The following is a 23,971-nucleotide window of genomic DNA, read 5'->3' as shown; positions in this document are numbered from 1 at the left end:
ATCATTCGCCTTGGTGCGTGAAGTACAGGGTGGACAGGCCGGGCAGCGTCAGCGCCAGCGATTGCGCGTGGCCATGCGCCGCCTGGCTGTCGGTGGCGGCCTGGCCCAGGTTGCCGCTGCCGGCGCCGCCGTAGCTGCCCGCATCGGTGTTCAGGACTTCGGCCCAGCGGCCGGGCAGGGGCACGCCGACGCGATAGCCCGGCCGCGTCACCGGCGTGAAATTGCTGACAGCCAGCAGCGTGGTGGCGCCGTCGGTGCGCAGGAACGCCACGACGCTGTTGTCGGCATCGTCCAGCACCACCCAGGCAAAGCCGGCGGGGTCGGCATCGCGCGCATGCAGCGCCGGCAGGTCGCGGTAAAGGCGGTTCAGGTCGCCGACCAGCCGTTGCATGCCCTTGCGGGCGGGGTCGTCCAGCTGGTTCCAGTCGATGGGGCTGTCGTGGTCCCATTCGGCGGCCTGGGCCAGCTCGCTGCCCATGAACAGCAGCTTCTTGCCGGGGTGGGCCCACATGTAGCCCAGGTAGGCGCGCAGGCCGGCGTGGCGCGCCGTGGCGTCGCCCGGCATCTTCTGCAACAGCGAGCCCTTGCCGTGGACCACTTCGTCATGCGACAGCGGCAGCACGTAGCGTTCGGCATAGGCGTAGACCATGCTGAAGGTCAGCTCGGCGTGGTGATACTTGCGATGCACCGGGTCTTCGCTCAGGTAGCGCAGCGTGTCGTGCATCCAGCCCATGTTCCACTTGTAGTGAAAGCCCAGGCCGCCGTCCGCCACGGGCGCGGTGACGCCGGGCCAGGCGGTGGATTCCTCCGCGATCATCAGGGCGTCGGGTACCTCGGCGCGCACCGTGTCGTTCAGCGCCTTCAGGAAGTCGACGGCTTCCAGGTTCTCGCGGCCGCCATGGCGGTTGGGGAGCCATTCGCCGGGTTTGCGGCTGTAGTCGCGATACAGCATCGAAGCCACCGCGTCCACGCGCAGGCCGTCGATGTGAAAGCGTTGCAGCCAGTGCAGGGCGCTGGCGATCATGAAGGCGCGCACCTCGGTGCGGCCCAGGTTGTAGACCTGGGTGTGCCAGTCGGGGTGATAGCCTTCGCGCGGGTCGTCGTATTCGTACAGGGCCGTGCCGTCAAAGCGCACCAGGCCGTGGGCATCATCGGGAAAGTGGGCCGGCACCCAGTCCAGGATGACGCCTACGCCGGCGGCGTGGCAGCGGTCGACGAAATGCGCAAAGGCCGCGGGCGGCCCCAGCCGTGAGCTGGGAGCAAACAGCCCCAGCGGTTGGTAGCCCCACGAACCGCCGAAGGGGTGTTCCATGATCGGCATGAGTTCGACGTGGCTGAAACCCATGGACGCGGCGTAGGCGGGCAGCTTGTCGGCCAGCTGGTCCCACACGCAGGCGCTGCCATCGCGGGCCAGCCACGAGCCGGCATGGACTTCATAGATGCTGATGGGGGCGGTGGGCGCATGGCGCGCGCCGCGCGCCTGCATCCAGGCGTCGTCGGTCCAGGGATAGGCGGCGGGATCGTCCACCACCGACGCGGTGGCGGGCGGCAATTCGCTGCGGCGCGCCATCGGATCGGCCCGCAGGCGGATCGCGCCCGTCGCGTCGGTGACGGCGAATTTGTACAGCGCACCCGGGCCGACATCCGGGATGAACAGGTCCCACACGCCGGCTGGGTCGTGCTTGTGCATGCCGTGGCGGCGGCTGTCCCAGCCATTGAAGTCTCCGACCACGGCGACGCCGCGGGCGTTTGGCGCCCACACCGCGCAGCGCAGACCGGCAACGCCATCGATCGTGTCCGGCCGCGCGCCCAGCCATTGCAACGCCGCGCGCCAGTCCCCCGCGGCCAACGCGTGCAATGCCTCGTCGGGGAGTGGAGACGGCAAGACCTGCGTGTCCACGGTTTGCGCGTCGAAGGCAGGGGCCGGGTCGGCGCGAGCGGGAGCGTTGGGGGAATTCATGATGAGGCGTCCTCGGCGTCGATGGCGGCGTTCTGCACCAGCGCCTGCGCCTGGCTTGCCAGCGCGCACAGCGGAATGGAGATCCAGTCGGGCCGGTGGCCCGCCTCGTAGCCGATTTCATAGGCGGCCTTTTCCAGCTGCGCCAGCGGCAAGAGCGCGGCCGACGCCTGCGATGCCGGCGCGCCGGCCTCTTCGTAGCCTTGCAGGAAGGCTTCGGTGGCGCGCGCGCGAAAGCGCGCCAGCAGCGTGTCGCGCAATTGGGCCGGCGACCCGGTCAGGGCGGCGCCGTCCGTCACGGGCGCGGCATTGGCATCGGTCTGCGCGCCACCCAGCGGATCGCTGCGGGCGATGGCGGCCGCTGCGTAGTCGAACGAGCGCAGCATGCCCGCCACGTCTTTGTAGGGAGACGCCCGCTGGCGGCGTTGCTCCAGCGGGTGGTCGGGCTCGCCCTCGAAATCGATCAGGTAGGCGTCGGTCTGCGCGACCAGCACCTGGCCCAGGTGCAGGTCGCCATGCACCCGGATCAGCGCCGTGCCGGTCAACGCCTGCGCCAGGCGCTGAACCTGCGCCACCAGGCGGTCGCGGTGCGCGTACAGCCATTCGGCGCAGGCGCGCGACGCGTCTTCCAGCGCGTCATGCCGGGCGTGCAGCGCCTGGATGGCGTCATCGACCTGGGCGATGACGCGCTCGGCCAGCGCATCGGCGTCGGCCTGCGAGGCGATGGCGGGCGTGAACGCGGGGTCGTCGCTGGGGCGGGCCAGGGCGTCGTGCAACTGTGCCACGCGCCGGCCGATGGTGGCGGCCATGACGGCATAGCCTTCCAGGCTGGCCTCGAATTCCTGCGGGCTGTCGCCGCCCAGCAGCGCGCTGGCCAGCGTGCGCTTCAGGTAGTCCAGCGTCCAGCGCCAGGCATCGCCCTCGTTGGCGATATAGGCGTGCAACACGGCCAACGTGCAAGGCACACCGTCCGCGTCCACCCGCTGCACCTCGCCCAGCAAGGCGGGAATGTTGGCGTAGCCGGCGCGCGTCAGGTGGCGGGTCATCTCGACCTCGGCCGACAGGCCGGGGTGGGCATTGCGCAGCAGTTTCAGGATGGCCTGGCCGCCCACGATGACTGAACTGTTGGACTGTTCGCCGGTGACCCATTGCAGCGGAGCTTGCGGCCCCAGGTCCAGGGCGGCCAGACCGGGTTCGGCCAGGCCGCGCACCACGCCGGGCTTGTCGCCCGGCTTGCCGCCCTGGCGGCCATCCCATTCGCGGCCCGCCTGCAAGGCCTGCACGATGCCGTGCACGAAGCCGGGTTGCAGGAACGCGTCGGCGAGCATGCCGACTTCGGGGCCGCGGCGCACTCGCGCGATCGGGTACTGCACCTGCGCGGCCTCGTCCCACACCAGCGCAAACGGCACCTGCACTCGCAGGCCGGGGGCGCCATCGGCCGGCTCGGCCTCGGCCCAGTAGTATTCCTCGCCGCCTTCCCTGCCGAACGGCGTGGCGTAGGCCAGGCGTACCCGCGGCAGCACGCGCGCGCCGGGAAACCAGCGCTGGCGCGCCAGGTATTGCGGCAGCACCTCGGTTTCCAGCGCGGCGCGCGACGCGTCGGTCAGCATGGCGTTGGCATGTCCGCGCAGCACCAGCGTCACCAGCTCCGGCATCTGCGCCGGGCCACCGGCGTGCCAGCCCGGCGGTGCGGCGTCGGCGCTCAGGTCCATCCAGTAAAAGCCGTAAGGCGGCAGCGTCAGCAGATAAGGCAGCTCGCCGATGGCGGGAAACGGCGTGCCGCCCAGCATCTCGACCGGCACGCGTTCCTTGAAGTCCTGCAAGGGCAGCTCGACCGGCTGCGCGGCGTTGGACAGGTTGGCCACGCACAGGATGGAGGTGTCGCGCCATTGCCGCAGATAGGCCAGGATCTTGCGGTTGCCGGCCTGGATGAAGCGCAACGTGCCGCGGCCGAAGGCGTGCGTCTGGCGCCGCTGGGCCAGCATGCGGCGAGTCCAGTTCAACAGCGAATGCGGGTCGCGCTGCTGGGCCTCGACGTTGACGGCCTCGTAGCCGTACAGCGGCCCCATCAGCACGGGCAAGGGCAGGCGTTCGGGGTCGGCGCGGGAAAAGCCGCCGTTGCGGTCGGGCGACCATTGCATCGGGGTGCGCACGCCGTCGCGATCACCCAGGTGCACGTTGTCGCCCATGCCCAGTTCGTCGCCGTAGTACAGCACCGGCGTGCCGGGCATCGACAGCAGCAGGCTGTTCATCAGCTCGACGCGGCGCCGGTCGCGTTCGAGCAGCGGCGCCAGGCGGCGGCGGATGCCCAGGTTGATGCGGGCGCGCGGATCGGCGGCGTAGACGCTCCAGAGATAGTCGCGCTCGCGGCTGGTGACCATTTCCAGCGTCAATTCATCGTGGTTGCGCAGGAAAATCGCCCATTGGCAGGTGGCGGGAATGTCCGGCGTCTGGCGGATGATGTCGGTGATGGGGAAGCGGTCTTCCTGCGCAATCGCCATGTACATGCGCGGCATCAGCGGAAAGTGGAACGACATATGGCATTCGTCGCCGGTGCCGAAGTATTCCTGCGCGTCTTCGGGCCATTGGTTGGCTTCGGCCAGCAGCAGGCGGCCCGGGTACTCGGCTTCGATGACGGCGCGGATCTGCTTGAGCACCTGGTGGGTCTCGGGCAGGTTCTCGTTGTTGGTGCCTTCGCGTTCGACCAGGTACGGCACCGCATCCAGCCGCAGGCCGTCCACGCCCATGTCCAGCCAATGCCGCATCACGGACAGCACTTCTTTCAATACCTGCGGATTGTCGTAGTTCAGGTCGGGCTGGTGGGAATAGAAGCGGTGCCAGAAATAGGCGTTGGCGACCGGGTCCCAGGTCCAGTTGGACGTTTCGGTGTCGCAGAAAATGACGCGGGTGCCGGCGTAGGCCTTGTCGCTGTCGGACCAGACATAGAAATTGCGGGCGGCGGATCCCGGACGCGCCGCGCGCGCCCGCTGAAACCACGGGTGCTGGTCGGACGTGTGGTTCACGACCAGTTCGGTGATGATGCGCAGGCCCCGCGCATGCGCCGCGCGGATCAGCCTGCGCACGTCGGCCACGGTGCCGTAGTCCGGGTGCACGCCGCGGTAATCAGCGATGTCGTAGCCGTCGTCGCGGCGCGGCGACGGGTAAAAGGGCAGCAGCCAGATGGTGTCCACACCCAGGTTCGCGATGTAGTCCAGCTTGGAGATCAAGCCGGGCAGGTCCCCCACGCCGTCGTCGTTGGAATCGAAGAACGATTTCACGTGCAGCTGGTAGATGACCGCGTCCTTGTACCAAAGGCCGTCGTCCTGCGGGGTCTGGGTTTCGTGGATCATGGGGGCGGGCTCCCTGGCGGCGTCAGCCATGACGCGACAGCCGCCAGATGCAATAGGGTTGATCGGGCGACAGCGCGACCGGACGGGCGTTGGCGTGCCACGTGTCGCGGGAACCTGCCAGCAGGTCTTCGGCTGCCAGGTGGTCGGGCCAGGGTGCGCCGAACAGGCCGAAGGGCGGCTCCAGCCAGGCGGTCTGGGCATGGAAGGGGTCCAGGCTGATCGCGGCCAGGATCACGTCGCCATTGCCGGGCGTGGCCTTGGCGAAGGCGATCACCCGGTCGTTGCCGCTGGCCGCCAGCGTCAGGCCGTGGTGGCTCTGCAAGGCAGGGTGGGCGCGGCGCAGTTGGTTCAGGCGGGCGATATCGGCGCGGATGTTGCCGGGCTGGCGCCAGTCGCGCTGGCGCAGTTCGTATTTCTCGGAATCCAGGTATTCCTCTTTACCGGGCACGGGCGCGGCCTCGCACAGCTCGAAGCCGCTGTAGATGCCCCACAGGCCCGAGCCCAATGCGGCCAGCGCCGCGCGGATCAGGAAGCCGGGACGTCCCGAGGTCTGCAGGAACAGCGGGTTGATGTCGGGGGTGTTGACGAAGAAATTCGGGCGAAAGAAATCCGCGGCCGGCGGCTGCGAGATTTCCTGCAGGTAGGCTTGCAGCTCGGCCTTGTCGTTGCGCCAGGTGAAGTAGGTGTATGACTGCGTGAAGCCGATCTTGGCCAGGCGATACATCATCTTGGGCCGGGTGAAGGCTTCGGACAGGAACAGCACATCCGGATGACGCGCATGCACTTCGGCGATCAGCCACTGCCAGAAGGGCAGCGGCTTGGTATGGGGGTTGTCCACGCGGAAGATGCGTACGCCGTGCTCGGCCCAGAACAGCAAGATGTCGCGCAGGGCGCGCCACAGGCCCAGCTTGCGGGCGCGCTTGGGCGGACCGCCGTAGAACGCCACGTTGACGATGTCTTCGTATTTCTTGGGCGGGTTTTCGGCGTAGCGCAGCGAGCCGTCGGGCCGCCACGAAAACCAGTCCGGGTGCTGCGCCAGCCAGGGGTGGTCGGGCGAGCACTGGATCGCGAAATCCAGCGCCAGTTCCAGGCCGTGTTCGGCGGCGGCCTCGACCAGCCGCAGAAAGTCTTCCAGGGTGCCCAGCCTGGGTTCGATGGCGTCATGCCCGCCCGCGGCCGAGCCGATCGCATAGGGGCTGCCGACGTCGTCCGGCTCGGCCCGCAGGCGGTTGTTGCGGCCCTTGCGGTTGGCCAGGCCGATGGGATGGATCGGCGGCAGGTACAGCACGTCAAAGCCCATCTCGCGGATGTCGGGCAGGCGCAGGATGACGTCGTCGAAGGTGCCATGCCGCCCGGGCTCGGCGGCCTGCGAGCGGGGAAACAGTTCGTACCAGGCGGCGTGCGTGGCCTGCGGGCGGTCGACCCAGACGGGGTAGACGGCCGACAGGGATTCGAACGGGCGGCTGTCGTGGGCGCGCATGGCCGTGGCCAAGTCGTCGCCGAGCAGCAGGTCGAGCGTGCGTGCATCGGGCTCGGCATTCGCGTCTGCGCTGGCAAGCGTATCGATGGCCAGGACGATGGGGGCGTCGTCGGGCGTGGCGGGCGGCACGTCGCGGCGGGGGCTGCGGGGCAGGCCGCGGCCGGCGCCCGGGGCCGCGTCGCGCAGCAACCGCAAGCCCTCTTGCACCTCCAGCCGCAGCGCCGCGCCGGCCTGGCGCTTGACCTGCAATTCGTGGCGGAAGGTCGCCCAGGCGTCGAACCACGCCGCGATCTGAAACACATGCGGCCCGATCCGTCCGGGGCGGAAGCTGGCCTGCCAGCGGTCGTTGCCGGCGGCCGCAAGCGGCACCCGGCGCCAGGCCGATTCGTCATCGGCGCGCCAACGCAGTTCGGCCGCCAGCCGGTCGTGGCCGTCCATGAAGATGTCGGCCTGTACCGTGATCGCTTCCTGCACGCGGCGCTTGACCGCATAGGCGCCGCCGTCGACGGTGGGCGTGACCTGTTCAATCGCCACGCGCGCCGTCGCGCCGCCATCCGTGCGCACGTTGGCGGCCACGCGGGGCGGGGTGCGCACCGGCATGGCGGGGTAGATGTCGTAGCGGGCGCAGGCGGCGGGCGGCAGCGTGTCGTCCGGCGGCGCATTTTCCTGGGGCAGGATCTCGCCGGGGGGCAGGAGGCCTGTCGCCAGGTCCCAGTCCAGCCGCGCGGGCGTGGCGGCGTCGGGGTTCAGCGCCAGCAACGAGGTGCCGTCCGGTGTGTTGCCGTGGCCATTGGCGCGCACGATCAACGTGGCGCCGCCATCGCGGCCGACGACGATGGCGGGGGAGCCTTCGGCCGGCGTATCGCGCATCCAGGCATTGACGTGATCGGCGCCGACGGCGCGGTCGGCGTCGCCGGCCAGCCAGCCCGCGCCGCTGATCGCGGCGGTCCAGGCGCGGCGCGCATCGGGCGTGGCGGGGGCTGGCGCGCGGCCATCGAGGTCGCACGTGGGGGCAATGACGGGCGCGATGGCGCGCAGGCGTTGCAGTTCATCGGCCAGCCACGATGCCCGGTAGTCCCACCAGGGCAACGATGAAAACACGCCATCGAAGCCGGCGCCGCGCAGGCCGTCCAGCGCCTGCGGCGTCAGGCCCGGCGTCCAGGCCAGGCAGCACAGGTCGCGGCGGGCCTGACGCGACGGCGCGAACAAGGCACGCCAGGTCCGTGGATCGAGAAACGGCGGCGCTTGCACCACGTAGCCGGCCACGCCGGCTTGCGTCCAGCCTAGCAGCCGCGCCGCCCAGGCATCGACGAATGCCGCGGGGGGCGGGTGCTGCAACTGCCGCACGCCATGTTCGGCCAACGGCAGCCGCGGGTCGCGGGCGGGGTCGTCAACCGGCGCGTGATACCAGGCAGGGGGCGCCGTGCTGTCCACCGCGTCCTGCGCGACCCGTTGCAGTTCCAGCCGCAGCAGCAGCGACAAGCCCTGCTCGGCGGCGGCCTGGGCATCGCGCGTCAACCGTTCGGTCAGCGGGTGGACGCCGCCGCCGCAGAGCGGCGCCAGGTCCGCATCCCTTGGCGCCAGGGAATGCGCATGGGGCGCGCGCAACCAGGGCACGGGCACCAACACGGCAGTGAAGCCATCGCGCCGCAGGCCGGCCAGCAACAGGTCCCGCGCGTTGTCGCCCGCCGTCGCTGCGGCCGGCAAGCCGGCGCGCGCATAGAAAATGCGCGGGCCGGCCTGGGCCTGGGACGGGGTGGGCGAGATAGCCATGATGCTTCGCCTCACTGCGGCACGGGCGACGAGGCGCCGGATGCCTGACGCACCTGCCGCTGCCGCCGCACCTCGGTATCCGGCTGGGACACGGCCGTGGCCACGGTCTGCGAACCGGCGGGCGCCAGGGCGCGAAATAGCGCCTGGTACGCGGCAACCGCCGGGCGCCAGCTGAAATCCGTGGTCATCGCGTTGCGCTGCATGGCCCGCCACAGCGTCCCGTGCTGGCGCAGGTGCAGCGCGCGCGAGATTGCCGCGGCCATGTCGGCCGGGGTGGTGCCGTCGAACAGCACGCCGGTCGCCGTGGCCATCGCGGCCAGCGGCAGTTCAGGGCCGGGATCCTCGATCGTATCGACCATGCCGCCCACCCGCGAACCGATGGGCAGGGTGCCGTAGCGCATGGCATACAGCGGCGTCAGGCCGAAGGGCTCGAAGCGGCTGCCGTGCAGCAGGATGTCGCCGCCGGCATGCAGCCGGTGGGCGCCCGCTTCGTCATAGCCGATACGCACGGCGCAGCGCCGTGGATAGCGCGCCGCCAGGTCCTGCAACGCGGCTTCCAGTGGTCGTTCGCCCTGGCCCAGTACCGCCACCTGCAATGCGGGGTGTGCATCCAGCGCCTGGGGCAGGGCCTGCGCGGCGACGTCGGCCATTTTCTGGCCCGTCAGCCGGCTGCACAGGATCATCAGGGCGGCGTCGGGATCTTCGTCCAAGGCGAATTCATGCTGCGCGGCGGCCTTGCACAGCCGCTTGTTGGCCAGGTCGCCCGGCGTGTAGCGCAGCGGGCCCAGATGATGATCGCGGGCCGGGTCCCAGAGCTCGGCATCGATGCCGTTGGGAATGGCCAGCAGGTCGCCCGCGCGGTCGCGTTCGCGCAGCGCGGCTTCCAGACCGCAGCCGAACTGCGGCGTCAGGATTTCGCGGGCATAGCAGTGGCTGACGGTGGTGACACGGTCGGCGTAGCGGATGCCTGCCTTCATGAAATTCAACCGGCCCCAGGCCAGCGCGCCGGACTCGCCGCGATAGGCGGCAGGGATGCCCAGGCGCTCGGCATCGTCGACCGGCATTTGTCCCTGGAAGGCCAGGTTGTGGATGGTCAGCACGCTCTTGACCGCGTGCACGCCCGCGGCCCGCAACAGCATGGGCGTCAGTGCGGCATGCCAGTCGTGGGCATGCACCACGTCGGGGCACGGTATGCCGGGCAGGCCCTGGGCAATGCGCACGGCCGCATGCGCCAGCGCGGCGTAGCGCAGGCCATTGTCCGCGTGTTCATTGCCATGCTCGTCCTGGTAGAGGCCTGCGCGGTCATACAGCGCATCGTTTTCCAGCAACAGGAAGGAAAGGCCGGACTGCGGGCAGTTGCCGGCCAGCAGCCGGGCGTCGCCGCCGGGCAGGCCTGCCAGGGTCGCCACGGGCCGGGCGTGCGCCAGGCGCTGCGCCACGCCGCGATAGGCGGGCAGCAGCAGGGTGGGTGGGGATTGCGCTTGGGTCAGTGCGCGCGCCATGCCGGTGATGGCATCGCCCAGGCCGCCGGTCTTGGCCAAGGGAAACGCCTCGGCCGCCACGATAAGGATCTTTGTTGTCGCCATGCTTGCTCCGGGGGGATGCGGAGCGCCCGGCAATCGGGGTCATGTCCGCAAGACCTGCCTTGACGCAAGAGGCGTGCCCGGGGCCGCTGCACTGCGGCAATGCCGCGGGGGTGGCACGGGCCGGGTGTCGTTGTTGCCGAAGTTTGTAACCGCCGCGCGTCAGGAACCCACGCCTGGCGAGCTGCGCCCCGGCGCGGCGAGCGTCGGGGACGCTTGCGCGGCGTGGCGCTTGCGCCAACCCAGCCGCGCCTCGACCGCGCCGAACGCCAGCACGGCCAGGCAGAGAGGGCCGAAGGCATACAGGGCGCGATAGCTGAGCGCCGCGCCCAGCACGTCGGCGGCAGGCAGCCGGGGCGACAGCACCGCCACGAAGATGGCTTCGGTCGTGCCCAGGCCGCCAGGCACGCGCGTCACCACCGCGGCGAAGCTGGTGCACAGCAAAATGCCCAGTACCGCGGGATAGCTCACTTTGCCCTGCAACAGCACATACATGATGGCGCCCATCAACATCCACGACAGCGCCGCGGTGACGCTTTGCAGCGCGGCCATGCGGCCGCGAGGCAGCGTGACACGCTGGCCCAGCCAGGTGGCGGACCGGCGCGTGGCGCGCGCGCAGATCCAGACGTACGTGGCGGCCGTGGCCAAGAGCGCCATGCCCACCCCGCGCAGCACGCCGCCGCCGATTTCCCAGCCCGGCGGCAAGGTCACCGCGCCGCTGGCGAACACCAGCCCCGCCACCCAGCCATAGCCCACCCAGTTCGATACTGCCGCAAACAACGCCACCCGCGTGGCCACGGCCTTGCGGCATCCCAGGCGGCTGTACAGGCGCAGGCGCGCGCCCAGGCCGCCGACCAGCACACCCAGGTTCAGGTTCAGCGCGTAGCTCAGCATGGCCACGCCCAGCACCTTGGCGCGGGGCAGCGTATGGCCGGTATAGCGCCGTCCCAGCAGGTCCAGGGACGCATAGGTCAGGTAGGCCGGCGCCACCAGGGCCATCGCCAGCAGCACCGTGTCGCGCGGAATGCGCCGTACCGACTGCCAGACCTGCGGCCAGTCGACCGAGCGGGCGAAATACGCCAACAGGCCCAGCGCCAGCGCCAGCACCACCCAGGGCAGGATCTTCTTGATGCGCGGCCAGCGGCGCCGGGCGGCGCGCATCAAAGGCGATCGGAACAGGCGGGAACGGTACAGGCTCATGCGGCCTCGCCTTCGCCGGGGCTGCCGTCGATGATGGTGCGCAGGCGCGGCTTGTGCGCGGGCAGCGCCCCCGCCCAGGCGGGAAAGCGCCGCAGGAAATGAAACACCACGACGCCCACCCACAGCCGGCGCAGCCGCCGCCGCGAGGGCGGGTCCCGTTGCACCGGCCGGCAGTCTTCAGCGATCAGGCGTTCCAGGCTGGCGCGCAAGGCGGCGTTCAGGCCCGTGTCGCGCGCTACCACATTGGCCTCCAGATTCAGCGCCAGGCTCAGGGGATCCAGGTTGCTCGAGCCCACCGTGGACCAGTCGTCGTCCACGCAGGCTACCTTGGCGTGCAAGGGGCGCTTGCAGTATTCGAATATCTGCACGCCCGCGTCGATCAGGTAGTCGTACAGCATGCTGGCCGCCAACTGGGCCACCAGCATGTCCGGTTCGCCCTGCAGCAGCAGCCGCACCCGCACGCCGCGTCGCGCGGCGTTGGCCAGGTCGCGCAGCAGGCGGTAACCGGGAAAAAAGTAGGCATTGGCGATCAGCACGTCCTGCCGCGCCGACCGCAGGCCCGCACGATAGTAGCGCTCGATGTCGGTGGGATGACCCAGGTTGTCGCGCACCACCAGCCGCCCGCCGCCGTCGTCGCCGGGGGTGGGCTCGACGCGCGCCCGGCGCAGGCGGCGCGGCCGCATGGCGTTGAGTGCGGCGCGGGCATAGTCCGCCATGTCGGCGGCCAGCGGGCCTTCCACGCGCAGGGCGTAATCCTGCTTGGCTTCAGGGCCGTAGTCCGGCAGGTGGTCCGCCGAAAAGTTGATGCCGCCGATGAAGGCGCAGGCCCCGTCCACCGCGACGATCTTGCGGTGCATGCGGCGAAACACGTTGGTGCGCACCCCCAGCAGCCGCGGACGCGGGTCGAACAGGTGCACCCGTACGCCGGCGCCGGTCAGCGCGGCCAGGAATGCCGGCGGCAGGCCATCCGACCCATAGCCATCCAGCAGCAGGTCGACGCTGACCCCGCGCGCAGCCGCGGCGATCAAGGTCTGCTGCAGCGCCTGGCCGACCTTGTCGTCGAACAGGATGAAGGTCTCGATCAGCACTTCGCGGTGGGCGGCCTCGACCGCGGCGTGCACGGCCGGAAAATACGCTTCGCCGTTCTCAAGCAGGGTGTAGCGGTTGCCGCTGCGCCAACCCAGGGGCGGGGCCGTCATAGCGAGATCTCCGCGGAAATCGGCACATGGTCCGACAACCTCGACCACACGCGGGGCGCCAGCGGCACCGGCTGCCAATCATGCACGTCGCGCACGTAGATGCGGTCCAGGCGCAGCACCGGCCAACGCGCGGGAAAGGTGCGCGCGGGGCGGCCTGCACGCGAGGTGTACACCTCGCGCGTGCCGCAGCCGCGCATCACGCGGTCGGCGCGCAGGCGCCAGTCGTTGAAATCCCCCGCGATCAGCAGCGGTTCGCCCGCCGGCACCTCGCGATCGACCAGGCGGCACAGGCTGCGCAGTTGCTGTCCGCGATGGCGTTCGAGCAGGCCCAGGTGCACGCAGATGGCATGTACGTCCTGGGCATGGCCGGGCACCTGCAGCACGCAGTGCAGCAACCCGCGGCTTTCGTGCCGGCCCACGCTGACGTCGTGGTTCATGAAACGCGCGATCGGGTAGCGTGACAGCACGGCGTTGCCATGATGGCCCGCCGGGTACACGGCATTGCGCCCATACGCAAAATCGCGCCACAGCGTGTCGGCCAGGAATTCGTACTGCGACGCCGGCGGCCAGTGCTGGGCGTGGCGCGCAGCCATGCCCTGGTGTTCGCCGACCACTTCCTGCAGGAACACCAGGTCCGGCGCGGCCGTGCGCAGCGCATCGCGCAGTTCATGCAGCATGAAGCGCCGATTGAAACTGGTGAAGCCCTTATGGGTATTGACGGTCAGCACCGTCAAGGTCGTTCGAGGCGGATCGGTGGGCAGGGACATGGGGGCTCCGGGGGCAGGACCCGCGCAGACAAGCAATTGCCGTTCCCGCCGGGCAGGACGCCGGGAACGGGATTTGCTGCACGTCGGTGGGGGACGGATACCCCCGCCAACCCGGCGCGACCCGCCACGACGAGCTGGACCGCGACGTTGCCGTGCAGCAAGCGGTACGCAACGTCGCGCAGGCAAGGTTCGCTTGCCTGCCGCGGCTGAGGACGGGCGAGCGGGGCTCGGCGGAGCGCGGCCTGCGCAATGCGCGGCCGAAATAGCCGCAGCCCAGGCAGCCTCGATAGTGGCCTGGCAGTAAGCTATGTGCTGCGCGAGGCAGCACTTCCAACCAGGCAAAGGAGCGGCATCATGGCGACACGAACCATCTGGAAAGGGGCGATTTCGTTCGGGCTGGTGCATATTCCGGTTGGTCTGCACACAGCCACCACCGAATCCGGCGTGGACTTCGACTGGCTGGACAAGCGGTCGATGGACCCGGTCGGCTACAAGCGCATCAACAAGCGCACCGGCAAGGAAATCGACAAGGACAACATCGTCAAGGGCGTGGAGTACGAAGACGGCCAGTATGTCGTGATCTCGCCCGACGAGATCGCGGACGCCTATCCTCGCACGACCCAGACCATCGAGATCCAGCAGTTCGTCGACGCGGCCGACGTGTCGTTCGTGTACCTGGAACGGCCCTACTACGTGGCGCCGATCAACAAGGGGCAGAAGGTGTATGCCTTGCTGCGCGACACCTTGGCCAAGTCGGGCAAGATCGGCATCGCCAAGGTGGTCATCCAGACCAAGCAGCACCTGGCCGCGCTGATTCCGCTGGGCGATGCGCTGGTGCTGAACCTGATGCGCTGGGGCGACGACGTCAAGTCCACCGACGAGCTGGACCTGCCCAAGGTCGGCGCCAAGACCACCACGCCCAACGCCAGCGAATTGAAGATGGCACGGATGCTGGTGGACGACATGTCCGGCGTCTGGGACCCCGAGCAGTACAAGGACGAGTTCAAGTCCGCGGTGATGGGGCTGGTGGCCAAGAAGGTGAAGGCCGGCAAGACGGAAACCGTGATCGAGCCGCAGGAAGAATCGCCAGCCTATGCGGATAACGTGATCGACCTGACGGAGCTGCTGCAGCGCAGCCTGAAGGGGAAGTCGGGCGGCAAGTCGACGCAGGACGCACCGGCAAAATCGGCCCGGAAGGCGGCGCCCAAGTCCGCGAAGACCGCGACGCGTAAAACGGCGGCCAAGACCGCATCCAAGCCCACCGCCAAGCCGGCCGCCAAGACGGCGACGAAGTCCGCCGCGAAATCCGCGTCCAGGACGCGCAAGGCGGCTTGACGATGGCGGGCACCGACACCCTGGCCAAGTACCGCGCCAAGCGCAATTTCGACGTCACCGCGGAACCCGCGGAAGGCGGCGAGGCGAACGAGGCGGCGCGCACCTTTGTCATCCAGAAGCACTGGGCCAGCCACCTGCACTACGATTTTCGGCTGGAACTGGATGGCGCCATGAAAAGCTGGGCCGTGCCCAAGGGCCCCAGCTTTGACCCTGCCGTCAAGCGCATGGCGGTGCAGGTCGAAGACCACCCCATCGCCTACAACCAGTTCGAAGGCCAGATTCCCAAGGGCCAGTACGGCGCGGGCAAGGTCATCATCTGGGACGAGGGCACCTGGGCGCCGGTAGGCGACCCGGCAGATGGCTACCGGCGCGGGCATCTCAAGTTCGATCTGCACGGCGTGAAGCTGCGCGGGCGCTGGGCCTTGATCCGCATGAAGGGCAAGGGCTCGGACAAGCAGCCGCCGTGGCTGCTGGTGAAAGACCGGGATGACTATGCGCGCGATGCCGACGCGTTCAGCGTCGTGGACGAACAGCCCGACAGCGTGGTGCCGCTGCGCAAGGCGCAGGGAAAAACCGGGTCGAAGTCCAAGCCTGGGTCGGCGTCAAAATCAACGCCGAAGTCCAAGCCTGCGTCGACGTCGACAGCAACGCCACGGTCCGGGCCTGCATCGAAGCGCGCATCAGCCACCGTGCCCCGCCTGCCTGGCGAGGCGGCCGATTGCCCCAAGACGCTCAAGCCCCAGCTGGCCACCTTGGTCGAAGGCGTGCCGGACGCAGCCCCCGACTGGTTGTACGAAATGAAGTTCGACGGCTACCGGCTGCTGGCCCGCGTCGACGATGGCGACGTCAAGCTGTACACCCGCAATGGCCACGACTGGGGCCCCAGGCTGCCGCACCTGGTGCAGGCCTTCGGCCGGCTGCCCGTGCAGAACGCCTGGATAGACGGCGAAATCGTGATGCTGGCCGATAACGACGCGCCCAGCTTCCAGGCGCTGCAAAATGCCTTCGACGGCGAACGCACCGGCGGTATCGTGTTCTACGCGTTCGACCTGCCGTACGTGGCAGGCCGCGACCTGCGCCAGGAGCCGCTGCGCGTGCGCCGCGGCTTGCTGGCGCAAGTGATGGACGCGGTCGATGACGATGCCTTGCGCTTCAGCGTAGCGTTCGATGCCGCGCCGGCGGACCTGGTGGCATCGGCCTGCAAGATGGGCCTGGAAGGCATCATCGCCAAGCGCCTGTCATCGACGTATGTCTCGCGGCGCAGCGATAGCTGGATCAAACTGAAGTGCGCCCGCCGGCAGGAATTCATCGTCATCGGCTACACCGACCCCAAGGGGGCGCGCGTCGGACTGGGCGCCTTGTTGCTGGCCTATCACGGCGACGACGGGGCCTTGGTCTACGCCGGCAAGGTCGGCACGGGTTTCGACGACCCGGGCCTGGCCGCGCTGCAACCGCGCCTGGCCCGGCTGGAAACCGCCAGGCCCGCCGCCCACGTGCCGGGCAGCGGCCGCGATACGCATTGGGTCAAGCCCCAGCTCGTGGCCGAAGTGTCGTTCAGCGAATGGACCGGTGCGGGCCATGTGCGGCATCCGGTCTTTCAGGGCCTGCGCGAGGACAAACCGGCGCGCGCCATCACCAAGGAGACCCCCGTGAGCGCAACCGCTGTGAAAACCGATCGCACGGCCGGCAAGCTGACCCATCCCGAACGCGTCATCGACGCGTCCACCGGCCTGACCAAACTGGACCTGGCGCGCTACTACGCGCTGGTCGCGCCGCTGTTGCTGCGCCACCTGAAGGCGCGCCCGGTGTCTTTCCTGCGCGCCCCGGACGGCATCGAAGGCGAACGGTTCTTCCAGAAACACCTGGAAGCGCCGATGCCCGGCGTGCGTGCGCTGCCCCAATCGCTGGACCCCGGCCATGCGCCGCTGGTGGAAGTGCCCACCACGCAGGCGGTGCTGTCGGCCGTGCAGATGAACGTGGTCGAATTCCATACCTGGAACGCGGTCAAGACGGCCATCGACAAGCCGGACCGCATGCTGTTCGATCTGGACCCGGGCGAAGGCGTGTCCTGGAAATCGGTGCAGCGCGCCACCCACCTGCTGCACGTGATGCTGGATGAGATCGGCCTGCAAAGCTGGCTCAAGACCAGCGGCGGCAAGGGCCTGCACATCGTCGTGCCGCTGCGCCGACAGTACGACTGGGACACGGTCAAGGCGTTTTCGCAGGCCGTCGTGCAGCATCTGGCCAAGACGCTGCCCCAGCTGTTCGTGGCCAAGAGCGGTCCGAAGAATCGCGTCGGCAAGATCTTTGCCGACTACCTGCGCAATGGCTTCGGCGCGACCACGGTGGCGGCCTGGTCGGCCCGCGCGCGGCCGGGCATGGGCGTGTCCGTGCCGCTGGCCTGGGACGAGCTGGGCGATGTACCCGCCAGCGATAAATGGACGGTCGCCAACATCCACACCCGGCTGGACGTTGGCGATACGCCCTGGGACGACTACCGGCCACAGGCGCTGGGGGCGGCCATGAAGGCCATGGGGTTCAAGCCGGGCGCCACCTGACCGGCGCCGTCGCTGCAAAGAAATCGGGGGGAAGCCGGCGCATGCCGGCTTCCCCCCGAGGCTTTCCAGGGAAACAGTGCCTGTCGGCTTACAGGGCCTGCATCTCGGTGTTGGCGTTGCGGGCCGGCTGCGCGGCGGCCGGCGCGGCCGGCTTGGGCGCTTCGGGCGGGTTCACCGCCGGCGCGGCCGCATTGGCCGCGGCGCTGTCCGTCACTGGCACTTCCACGTACGGCAGGTGCAGCGTCTGGCTGGTCATGGCGCGAATCTGGTTGGTCAGCGCGGGGCTGTCATTCAGTTTCTGGCCATACGACGGGATGATCTCCTTCAGGCGCGTCTTCCAGCCGGCTTCCATCTGCTGCGGGAAGGCTTTGGCCAACAGGTTCAGCATGATGGGGGGCGAGGTCGATGCGCCGGGCGAAGCACCCAGCAGCGCGGCGATGGTGTTGTCCTTGTCGGTCACCACTTCGGTACCGAACTGCAGGATCGGACCCTTTTCCGGATCGCGCTTGATGACCTGCACGCGTTCGCCGGCCGTCACCAGGCGCCAGTCTTCACGCTTGGCCTGCGGGAAATACTTCAGCAACTGGGCGTGACGGTCTTCGTCGGTCAGGCGGGCCTGGTTGACCAGGTACTTCACCAGGTCCAGGTTTTCCAGCCCGACGTCGACCATGCTGGTGACGTTGTTGTGGTTCACCGACGAGAACAGGTCGAACGCCGAGCCTTCCTTCAGGAACTTGGTCGTGGCCAGCGCGAACGGGCCGAACAGCACCACCGGCTTGCCGTCGAGCTTGCGCGCGTCCAGGTGGGGCACCGACATCGGCGGGGAATCCGTGTCGGCCATGCCGTAGGCCTTGACGTCGTGGCGTCCGGCGATGGACGACGCGTCAAACGCCAGGAACTGGCCGCCCACCGGGAAGCCGGCGTAGTGCTTCGATTCGGGGATGCCCGACATCTGCAGCACCTTCAGCGATGCGCCGCCGGCGCCGATGAAGACAAAGCGCGCCTTGGTGGTGCGTTCCTGGTTGGTCTTCAGGTCCTTGACCGTGACGTTCCAGGTCTTGTCGTCGTTCTGGCGCAGGGCGGTGACTTCATGCTGCAGCTGCAGCTTGAAGTTGGGGTTGCGCTGCAGGCCCTGGGTGAGCTGGTTGGTGATGACGCCGAAGTTCACGTCGGTGCCCAGCGGCATGTAGGTGGCGGCAACCTTCTGATTGGGGTCGCGGCCCTCCATCAACAGCGGCGCCCATTGCTTGATCTGGGCGGCGTCGGTGGAATATTGCATGCCGTAGAACAGCGGGCTCTTGACCAGCGCGTCGCGGCGCTTGCGCAGGTATTCGATGCGGTCATCGCCCCACACGAAGCTCATGTGGCCCGTGGGATTGATGAAGTCCGAGGGCTGGCCCAGGCGGCCGGCCTTGACCTGATGCGCCCAGAACTGGCGCGAGATCTCGAACTGCTCGGCAATGTTGATGGCGCGCTTGATGTCGACCGAGCCATCGGGCATTTCGGGGGTGTAGTTCAGTTCGGCAAAGCCCGAGTGGCCGGTACCCGCATTGTTCCAGCCATTGGAGCTTTCCAGTGCCACGCCGTCCAGGCGTTCGAAGAGCTCGACGTGCCAGTCCGGCTGCAATTCCTGCAGATAGGTGGCCAGCGTCACGCTCATGATGCCGCCGCCGACGAGCACGGCGTCGACCGGCTTGTCGTTCTCGGCTGCCGGGACTGACCGCTGGTGCAGCGGCCAATAAAGAAACAGCGCCGCCGCAATGACCAGCAATGCAGCCAGGCTGCCCACGATTTTGAGGAACTTTCTCATGGGTTAGAGACCTTTTTGGTTCAAAGGATTATTTTTTTCTTATGGGGACTTACAGGTAGACAGGGGTGGGCACCTCCGTGGCGGTCAAGCACGCGAAAGGCCGCCCGGGCGTCTGGGAACATGCGCCGGGATCAGGCAATCGGGCAAAAGTGGATCAAACGCCGACCGGGCCGGCGTAGGGTGTCGCTGCAGCTTGGAATCAGGGCAGGCTGACCAGAGACTAGACGATTCTCGTTCCGTATAGGGGAATACCCCGATAAAGCGTGGTGGTTTCCCGGGGGCGCGATTGTATACAAGCTTGCGGTCGACCACGAACGGCGCTCAAACGCTTGACACTCTGTAGTACGATCGTACTATATTTAGAAGTACGATCGTACGGCAGATTGCCGTGCGACGAGTCGTCACTTCAGGAGTGCGGATGATGGAAAGTCAGACATTGCCGGGCAAGGCGATCGTGCTGGGTGTGGGGGCGGAACAGGGGCTGGGCGCGGCGCTGGCACGGCGCTTTGCGGCGGCGGGCCGGCATGTGCTGGTGGCCGGGCGCACCGCAGACAAGCTGGAACGAGTGGTGCAGTCGATTCGCGGCAGCGGCGGCAGCGCCCGGGCCGTCGTGATGGACGTGACGCGCGAAGACGATGTGCGCAGCGTGTTCGACCAGGCCATGGCCAACGACGCCGACGGCGGGCCAGCCGACCTGGTGGCTTACAACGCGGGCAACAACCAGCCGCTGGATCTGTTGACGATGGAGGCGGCCACGTTCGAGGCCTTCTGGCGCCTGAACTGCTTTGGCGGATTTCTGGTGGGGCGTGAGGCGGCGCGGCGCTTCGTGCCGCTGGGGCGCGGATCGATCCTGTTCAGCGGCGCGACGGGCGCGCTGCGCGGCATGCCGAAGTATGCGCACTTCGCGGCCAGCAAGGCGGGCCTGCGGATGCTGGCCCAGAGCATGGCGCGCGAATTCGGACCGCTGGGCGTGCACGTGGCGCACGTGGTGATCGACGGCGGCATCAATGGCGAACGCGTGAAGACGCGCTTTGCCGACATGGCCCGGGCGCGTGGCGAAGACGGGCTGCTCGATATCGCGGCCATTGCCGACGCCTTCTGGTATCTGCATCAGCAGGACCGGACGGCGTGGACGCACGAACTGGACCTGCGCCCCTACAAGGAGACCTTCTGATGATGAAGCTCGTTGGTCCCTGGTTCTCCGGCCCCACCCGCCGCGTGGGCATTACCCTGAAACTGCTGGGCATTCCATTCGAACACGTGCCCCTGCATGCGTACCTGCAGCGTGACGAGGTGCGTGCCTTCAGCCCGATGGGCAAGGTGCCCGCGCTGGTGCTGGACGACGGCCGTACCTTGTACGACAGTTCCAACATCATCGATTACCTGCACGAACGGGTTGGACCCGAGCGCGCCTTGCTGGCCCCGGCCGGCGCCCTGCGGCACGAAGCGTTGCACCATATCGGCATTGCCAACGCCATCTACGGCAAGCTGGGCAATCTGTACGACGAGTCGCTGCGTCCGCCGGCCGCGCAGCAAGATGACCTCAAGACGCTCTGGACCACGCAGGCCACCACCGGACTGGGCATGATCGAAGCGGCCGTGGGCAACGGTTGGCTGGTCGGCGGCGCGCTGTCTCAGGCCGATATCTTTGCTGTTATCGTCTACCAGACCGCGGCGCTGGCCGTATTGCCGGACGTCGTGAACGCCAGGGCGTACCCCGGGTTGGACGGTCTGGCGCAACGCGCCATGCGGCTGCCAGCTTTTGCCGAGACAGTGTAGGCAGGGCGGGCGCCGGCCGATGCCGCAGGCGGCCGGCGCCAATCACCTTTACGGATACATGGGACATTCACAAGCAGATAAAAAGGCCAGTCGGGACAGGATTCTCGAAGCCGCCTCGCGGCAGTTGTGCGAGCACGGGCTGGACAGCGTATCGGTGGGCGACGTCATGAAGGCCGCCGGCCTGACCAAGGGGGCGTTCTACGCGCACTTCGAGTCGCGCGACGCCTTGCTGGCCGAAGCCGCGACCCGTTCGATGCAGGCGGGGCAGTCCAAGCTGGACCGCCTGTTCGAGGGCGGGCGGGTGCCCTCGTTGCAAGTCCTGGTCGATGTGTGGCTGGACCTCGAGCATGTGCGCAACCCCAGCGCCGGCTGCGGCGTGTGTGCGCTGGCCGGCGAAGGGCGGCACGCGGGGGCGCCCGTGCAGGCGGTGATTGCGCGGCAGTTCGAGCAGAATGTGGCGCAATTTGCCGCCGCGCTGGGCGGCGAGGCGCAGGCAACCGACCGCGCCACCGCCATTTTCACGGCCATCGTGGGCGCGGTCAGCCTGGCCCGGGCGGTGGGCGACGAGGCCATCGCGGTTCGCATACTGGCCGACGTCCGCGCGCTGGTGCTGCGCTGACGCCGGGCCGGATTCAGTCGATGCGCGCGCCCGAGATCTTCACGGCCTGCGCCCACTTGGTGACTTCGTGGTCGACGAAGGCGCGGAATTGCTCGGGCGTGGACGGCGTGAACTCGCTGCCGGCGGCGTTCATTTTTTCCTTGGCCGTCGGGTCTGCCATCACCGCGCGCATGTCGGCCGAGATCTTGTCGATCAGGGGCTTGGGCGTGCCCTTGGGCGCAAAGAAGCCCGACCAGGGCGGCGCGTCATAGCCAGGAAATCCCTGCTCGGCCACCGTGGGGTAGTCGGGTGCGATCGGGAAGCGCTGCGCGGTGGTGACGGCAATCACCTTGAGCTTGCCGCTCTTGGCATACGGCTGCACGGCGGGCAGGCCCGTGATGCCGACCTGGATCTGGCCGCCCAGCAGGTCGGTGATCATCGGCGCACTGCCGCGGTAGGGCACGTGGGCCAGCGTGAAGCCGCCCTGGTTCTTCAGCAGTTCCATGCCCAGGTGCGAGGCGGTGCCATTGCCGTCGGACCCATACGAATACTGGTTGCCGTCTTTCTTGATCAAGGCGATCAGTTCGGTCAGGTTCTTGGCCGGCACGTCGTTGCCCACGACGATGGCGTTGGGGTAGAGCGTGGCCTGGGTGATGGGCTCGAAGTCCTTGCGCGGATCAAAGCGCATGTTCTTGTACAGCGACGTGTTGATGCCGTGCGAGCCCGTGACGCCGAGCACCAGGGTGTAGCCGTCGGGCTTGGCCCGCGCCACGTATTCAGAGCCCAGGTTGCCGCCCGCGCCAGGCCGGTTCTCGACGATGACGGATTGCCCCCATTTCCTGGACAGCCCTTCGGCCACGAGCCGCGCGGTGATGTCGGTGGCGCCGCCCGCCGGGAAGGGCACGATCAGGGTGACCGGGCGGCTCGGGAACTTGGCGATGTCTTCGTCGGCCATGGCGCTGGCGCCGAGCGTCAGCCCCAGTGCGCCCGCCACCAAGGGCAGGGCGCCCGCGGCCTTGAGCAGGGCGCGGCGCGTGCCCGCCACGGCCGTGTGTGTTTTCCCCGTGTTCATTTTTCAAATCCTCTGTGCTTGGTTCACTACAGAAAAATGGGCCCCGCTATATTGCGGTGTACCCGCCGTCCACGCGCACGTCCGTGCCCGTGATGAAGGAAGCGTCCTTGCCGATCAGGAACAAGGCCGTTTGCGCGACTTCGTCGACTTCGCCCAGGCGGCCGGCCGGATAGCGGCGCGCCAGGGCCGCGCTGGCGGCTTCGGCGTCGCCGTAGCGGCGCAGCACCCGGCTGGTCAGCACCGCGCCGGGCGACAGGCTGACCGAGCGGATGCCTTCGGCCGCGTGGTCGATGGCGATGGCGCGCGTCAGGGCGTGCAGGCCGGCCTTGGTGGTGCTGTAGGCGCCGCGTCCGGGCGCGGCCACGCTGCCCAGTTGCGAGGAAATGTTCAGGATGACGCCGCTGCGCGCGCGGCGCATGGGGGCCAGGGCCCACTTGCTCATCAGCCATGCGCCGGTCAGGTTGATGTCCAGCGCCTGCTGCCAGTCGGCCAGCGCCAGGTCGCCGATCTTGTCGCCGGGCGTGACGACCGCGGCGTTGTTGACCAGCACGTCCAGGCGCTGCCAGCGGGCCAGCACGGCGTCGATGGCCGCGCGGGTCTGGCCGGCATCGGCGACGTCGCAGGCCAGGGGCATCACGCGGTCGGAGGCGGCGCCCGCCCGTTCGGCCAGGGCGGCGGCGTCGCGATCGACCAGTGCCACGCAGGCGCCGGCGTCCAGGCAGCGTTGGCCGATTGCCCAGCCGATGTCGCCAGCCGCGCCGGTGATGGCCACGACCTGTCCGGCTAAATCATGGAATGGGCTCATAGTGCGGCGGCTCCCAGCGAGGCGCCGCCGCAGACGTACAGCGTCTGTCCGGTAATGGCGCCCGCTTCTTCGGACAGAAAGAAGGCGATGGCGGCGGCGGCCTCGGTGGCCATGACGAGCCGCCCCAACGGCAGGTCGACGCGCGGCGGCGCGCCGCGGGCGGGGTCATGCAGCATGGGCGTGTCCACCGCTGCCGGCGCCACTACGTTGACCGTGATGCCGCGGCCGATCAGTTCGGCGGCCAGGCTACGCGCCAGGCCCACCTGTGCCGACTTGGTGGCGGCATAGGCGGCGCGATGGCTGCGCCCCAGCATTGCGCGGCTGGCCACCAGCACGATGCGGCCCGTGCGGTCGAGCAGGCTGGCGCCCAGCCCGTTGACAAGGGCAAGCGGCGCATTGACGTGCAACTGCCACATCAGCTGGGTATCGCCCGGATGGGAGTCGAACGCGCCGCCGCTGCGCACGATGCCGGCGCAATGGACGAACGCGCGCACCCGCTGCGGCAGGCGCGGGCGCAGCGCCGCCAGCGCGGCCGTATCGGCCAGGTCGCAGCGCAGGTGGGTGTAGGCCGGGTGGGCCGCGCCGGGCCAGTCCTGGCGGTCGATGCCGCAGACGGGCCAGCCGGCGGCCAGCAGGCGTTCGGCCAGCGCCCGGCCTATGCCGGACGCCGTGCCGGTGATGATCGCAACCCCATCGGTAGCCATC

Annotated in this window: 16 protein-coding genes; 5 read left to right on the top strand and 11 right to left on the bottom strand. The window is 68.7% G+C overall.

Annotated features, from left to right (window positions below):
- Nucleotide 1: 1 nt before the first annotated feature.
- From glgB to AC3WMR_RS19625, 7 genes are all read right to left on the bottom strand, one after another.
- Nucleotides 2–1,960: a 1,4-alpha-glucan branching protein GlgB gene (gene glgB / locus AC3WMR_RS19655; RefSeq protein ID WP_492264701.1), complete on the bottom strand. Its 1,959-nt coding sequence runs from the start codon at nt 1,958–1,960 to the stop codon at nt 2–4.
- The gene (gene treS, locus AC3WMR_RS19650) at nt 1,957–5,337 is read right to left on the bottom strand and encodes a maltose alpha-D-glucosyltransferase (RefSeq protein ID WP_492264702.1); all 3,381 of its coding nucleotides are present in this window, start codon (nt 5,335–5,337) and stop codon (nt 1,957–1,959) included. Before treS ends, glgB begins: the two co-directional genes overlap by 4 nt.
- A complete protein-coding gene (locus AC3WMR_RS19645) occupies nt 5,330–8,560 on the bottom strand; it encodes an alpha-1,4-glucan--maltose-1-phosphate maltosyltransferase (protein WP_492264703.1) in 3,231 nt (1,076 codons plus the stop codon). The genes treS and AC3WMR_RS19645 overlap by 8 nt, the downstream gene beginning before the upstream one ends.
- 11 nt (nt 8,561–8,571) lie before the next feature.
- The gene (glgA, locus tag AC3WMR_RS19640; protein ID WP_492264704.1) at nt 8,572–10,146 is read right to left on the bottom strand and encodes a glycogen synthase GlgA; all 1,575 of its coding nucleotides are present in this window, start codon (nt 10,144–10,146) and stop codon (nt 8,572–8,574) included.
- 159 nt (nt 10,147–10,305) lie between these two features.
- Entirely contained in the window at nt 10,306–11,343 is a 1,038-nt protein-coding gene (locus AC3WMR_RS19635; protein WP_492264705.1) for a lysylphosphatidylglycerol synthase domain-containing protein, read from the bottom strand.
- Nucleotides 11,340–12,542 carry a cardiolipin synthase ClsB gene (gene clsB, locus AC3WMR_RS19630; RefSeq protein WP_492264706.1) on the bottom strand — a complete coding sequence of 401 codons (1,203 nt, stop codon included), beginning with the start codon at nt 12,540–12,542 and terminating at the stop codon, nt 11,340–11,342. The genes AC3WMR_RS19635 and clsB overlap by 4 nt, the downstream gene beginning before the upstream one ends.
- Entirely contained in the window at nt 12,539–13,309 is a 771-nt protein-coding gene (locus tag AC3WMR_RS19625; protein WP_492264707.1) for an endonuclease/exonuclease/phosphatase family protein, read from the bottom strand. Before AC3WMR_RS19625 ends, clsB begins: the two co-directional genes overlap by 4 nt.
- A gap of 354 nt (nt 13,310–13,663) precedes the next feature.
- On the opposite strand from AC3WMR_RS19625, the gene ku reads away from it, so the two are divergent.
- The gene (ku, locus tag AC3WMR_RS19620) at nt 13,664–14,644 is read left to right on the top strand and encodes a non-homologous end joining protein Ku (protein ID WP_492264708.1); all 981 of its coding nucleotides are present in this window, start codon (nt 13,664–13,666) and stop codon (nt 14,642–14,644) included.
- Between the two features lie 2 nt (nt 14,645–14,646).
- Entirely contained in the window at nt 14,647–17,202 is a 2,556-nt protein-coding gene (ligD, locus tag AC3WMR_RS19615) for a DNA ligase D (protein WP_492264709.1), read from the top strand.
- 88 nt (nt 17,203–17,290) lie between these two features.
- Here the strand turns inward: ligD and mqo are convergent, their stop codons facing one another.
- Nucleotides 17,291–19,012 carry a malate dehydrogenase (quinone) gene (gene mqo / locus AC3WMR_RS19610; protein ID WP_492264710.1) on the bottom strand — a complete coding sequence of 574 codons (1,722 nt, stop codon included), beginning with the start codon at nt 19,010–19,012 and terminating at the stop codon, nt 17,291–17,293.
- Between the two features lie 421 nt (nt 19,013–19,433).
- Between mqo and AC3WMR_RS19605 the strand changes: the two genes are divergently transcribed.
- The 3 genes from AC3WMR_RS19605 to AC3WMR_RS19595 are packed head-to-tail and all read left to right on the top strand — an operon-like array spanning nt 19,434 to nt 21,410.
- A complete protein-coding gene (locus tag AC3WMR_RS19605) occupies nt 19,434–20,186 on the top strand; it encodes an SDR family NAD(P)-dependent oxidoreductase (RefSeq protein ID WP_492264711.1) in 753 nt (250 codons plus the stop codon).
- Nucleotides 20,186–20,791 (top strand): glutathione S-transferase family protein, encoded by a 606-nt coding sequence (locus tag AC3WMR_RS19600; RefSeq protein ID WP_492264712.1) that lies wholly within the window; start codon nt 20,186–20,188, stop codon nt 20,789–20,791. The genes AC3WMR_RS19605 and AC3WMR_RS19600 overlap by 1 nt, the downstream gene beginning before the upstream one ends.
- A 58-nt stretch (nt 20,792–20,849) precedes the next feature.
- Nucleotides 20,850–21,410, top strand: coding sequence for a TetR/AcrR family transcriptional regulator (locus tag AC3WMR_RS19595; protein ID WP_492264713.1), 561 nt, complete (start codon nt 20,850–20,852; stop codon nt 21,408–21,410).
- 13 nt (nt 21,411–21,423) lie between these two features.
- Here the strand turns inward: AC3WMR_RS19595 and AC3WMR_RS19590 are convergent, their stop codons facing one another.
- The 3 genes from AC3WMR_RS19590 to AC3WMR_RS19580 are packed head-to-tail and all read right to left on the bottom strand — an operon-like array spanning nt 21,424 to nt 23,970.
- Nucleotides 21,424–22,461: a Bug family tripartite tricarboxylate transporter substrate binding protein gene (locus tag AC3WMR_RS19590; RefSeq protein ID WP_492264714.1), complete on the bottom strand. Its 1,038-nt coding sequence runs from the start codon at nt 22,459–22,461 to the stop codon at nt 21,424–21,426.
- Between the two features lie 46 nt (nt 22,462–22,507).
- Nucleotides 22,508–23,266 (bottom strand): SDR family NAD(P)-dependent oxidoreductase, encoded by a 759-nt coding sequence (locus AC3WMR_RS19585; protein WP_492264715.1) that lies wholly within the window; start codon nt 23,264–23,266, stop codon nt 22,508–22,510.
- Complete coding sequence (locus tag AC3WMR_RS19580; RefSeq protein WP_492264716.1) at nt 23,263–23,970, bottom strand: SDR family NAD(P)-dependent oxidoreductase; 708 nt, start codon at nt 23,968–23,970, stop codon at nt 23,263–23,265. The genes AC3WMR_RS19585 and AC3WMR_RS19580 overlap by 4 nt, the downstream gene beginning before the upstream one ends.
- Between the last annotated feature and the right edge of the window lies 1 nt (nt 23,971).

Source organism: Achromobacter sp. FW305-C-28 (genome assembly GCF_058783235.1).
This window is presented reverse-complemented; position numbering and strand designations above follow the sequence as displayed.

Coding starts and splice junctions, on each gene's coding strand:
- treS (WP_492264702.1), bottom strand. CDS start 5,337: ATGGCTGACGCCGCCAGGGAGCCCGCCCCCATGATCCACGAAACCCAG.
- AC3WMR_RS19635 (WP_492264705.1), bottom strand. CDS start 11,343: ATGAGCCTGTACCGTTCCCGCCTGTTCCGATCGCCTTTGATGCGCGCC.
- ligD (WP_492264709.1), top strand. CDS start 14,647: ATGGCGGGCACCGACACCCTGGCCAAGTACCGCGCCAAGCGCAATTTC.
- clsB (WP_492264706.1), bottom strand. CDS start 12,542: ATGACGGCCCCGCCCCTGGGTTGGCGCAGCGGCAACCGCTACACCCTG.
- glgB (WP_492264701.1), bottom strand. CDS start 1,960: ATGAATTCCCCCAACGCTCCCGCTCGCGCCGACCCGGCCCCTGCCTTC.
- AC3WMR_RS19595 (WP_492264713.1), top strand. CDS start 20,850: ATGGGACATTCACAAGCAGATAAAAAGGCCAGTCGGGACAGGATTCTC.
- AC3WMR_RS19645 (WP_492264703.1), bottom strand. CDS start 8,560: ATGGCTATCTCGCCCACCCCGTCCCAGGCCCAGGCCGGCCCGCGCATT.
- ku (WP_492264708.1), top strand. CDS start 13,664: ATGGCGACACGAACCATCTGGAAAGGGGCGATTTCGTTCGGGCTGGTG.
- AC3WMR_RS19605 (WP_492264711.1), top strand. CDS start 19,434: ATGGAAAGTCAGACATTGCCGGGCAAGGCGATCGTGCTGGGTGTGGGG.
- AC3WMR_RS19600 (WP_492264712.1), top strand. CDS start 20,186: ATGATGAAGCTCGTTGGTCCCTGGTTCTCCGGCCCCACCCGCCGCGTG.
- AC3WMR_RS19580 (WP_492264716.1), bottom strand. CDS start 23,970: ATGGCTACCGATGGGGTTGCGATCATCACCGGCACGGCGTCCGGCATA.
- AC3WMR_RS19585 (WP_492264715.1), bottom strand. CDS start 23,266: ATGAGCCCATTCCATGATTTAGCCGGACAGGTCGTGGCCATCACCGGC.
- AC3WMR_RS19625 (WP_492264707.1), bottom strand. CDS start 13,309: ATGTCCCTGCCCACCGATCCGCCTCGAACGACCTTGACGGTGCTGACC.
- AC3WMR_RS19590 (WP_492264714.1), bottom strand. CDS start 22,461: ATGAACACGGGGAAAACACACACGGCCGTGGCGGGCACGCGCCGCGCC.
- glgA (WP_492264704.1), bottom strand. CDS start 10,146: ATGGCGACAACAAAGATCCTTATCGTGGCGGCCGAGGCGTTTCCCTTG.
- mqo (WP_492264710.1), bottom strand. CDS start 19,012: ATGAGAAAGTTCCTCAAAATCGTGGGCAGCCTGGCTGCATTGCTGGTC.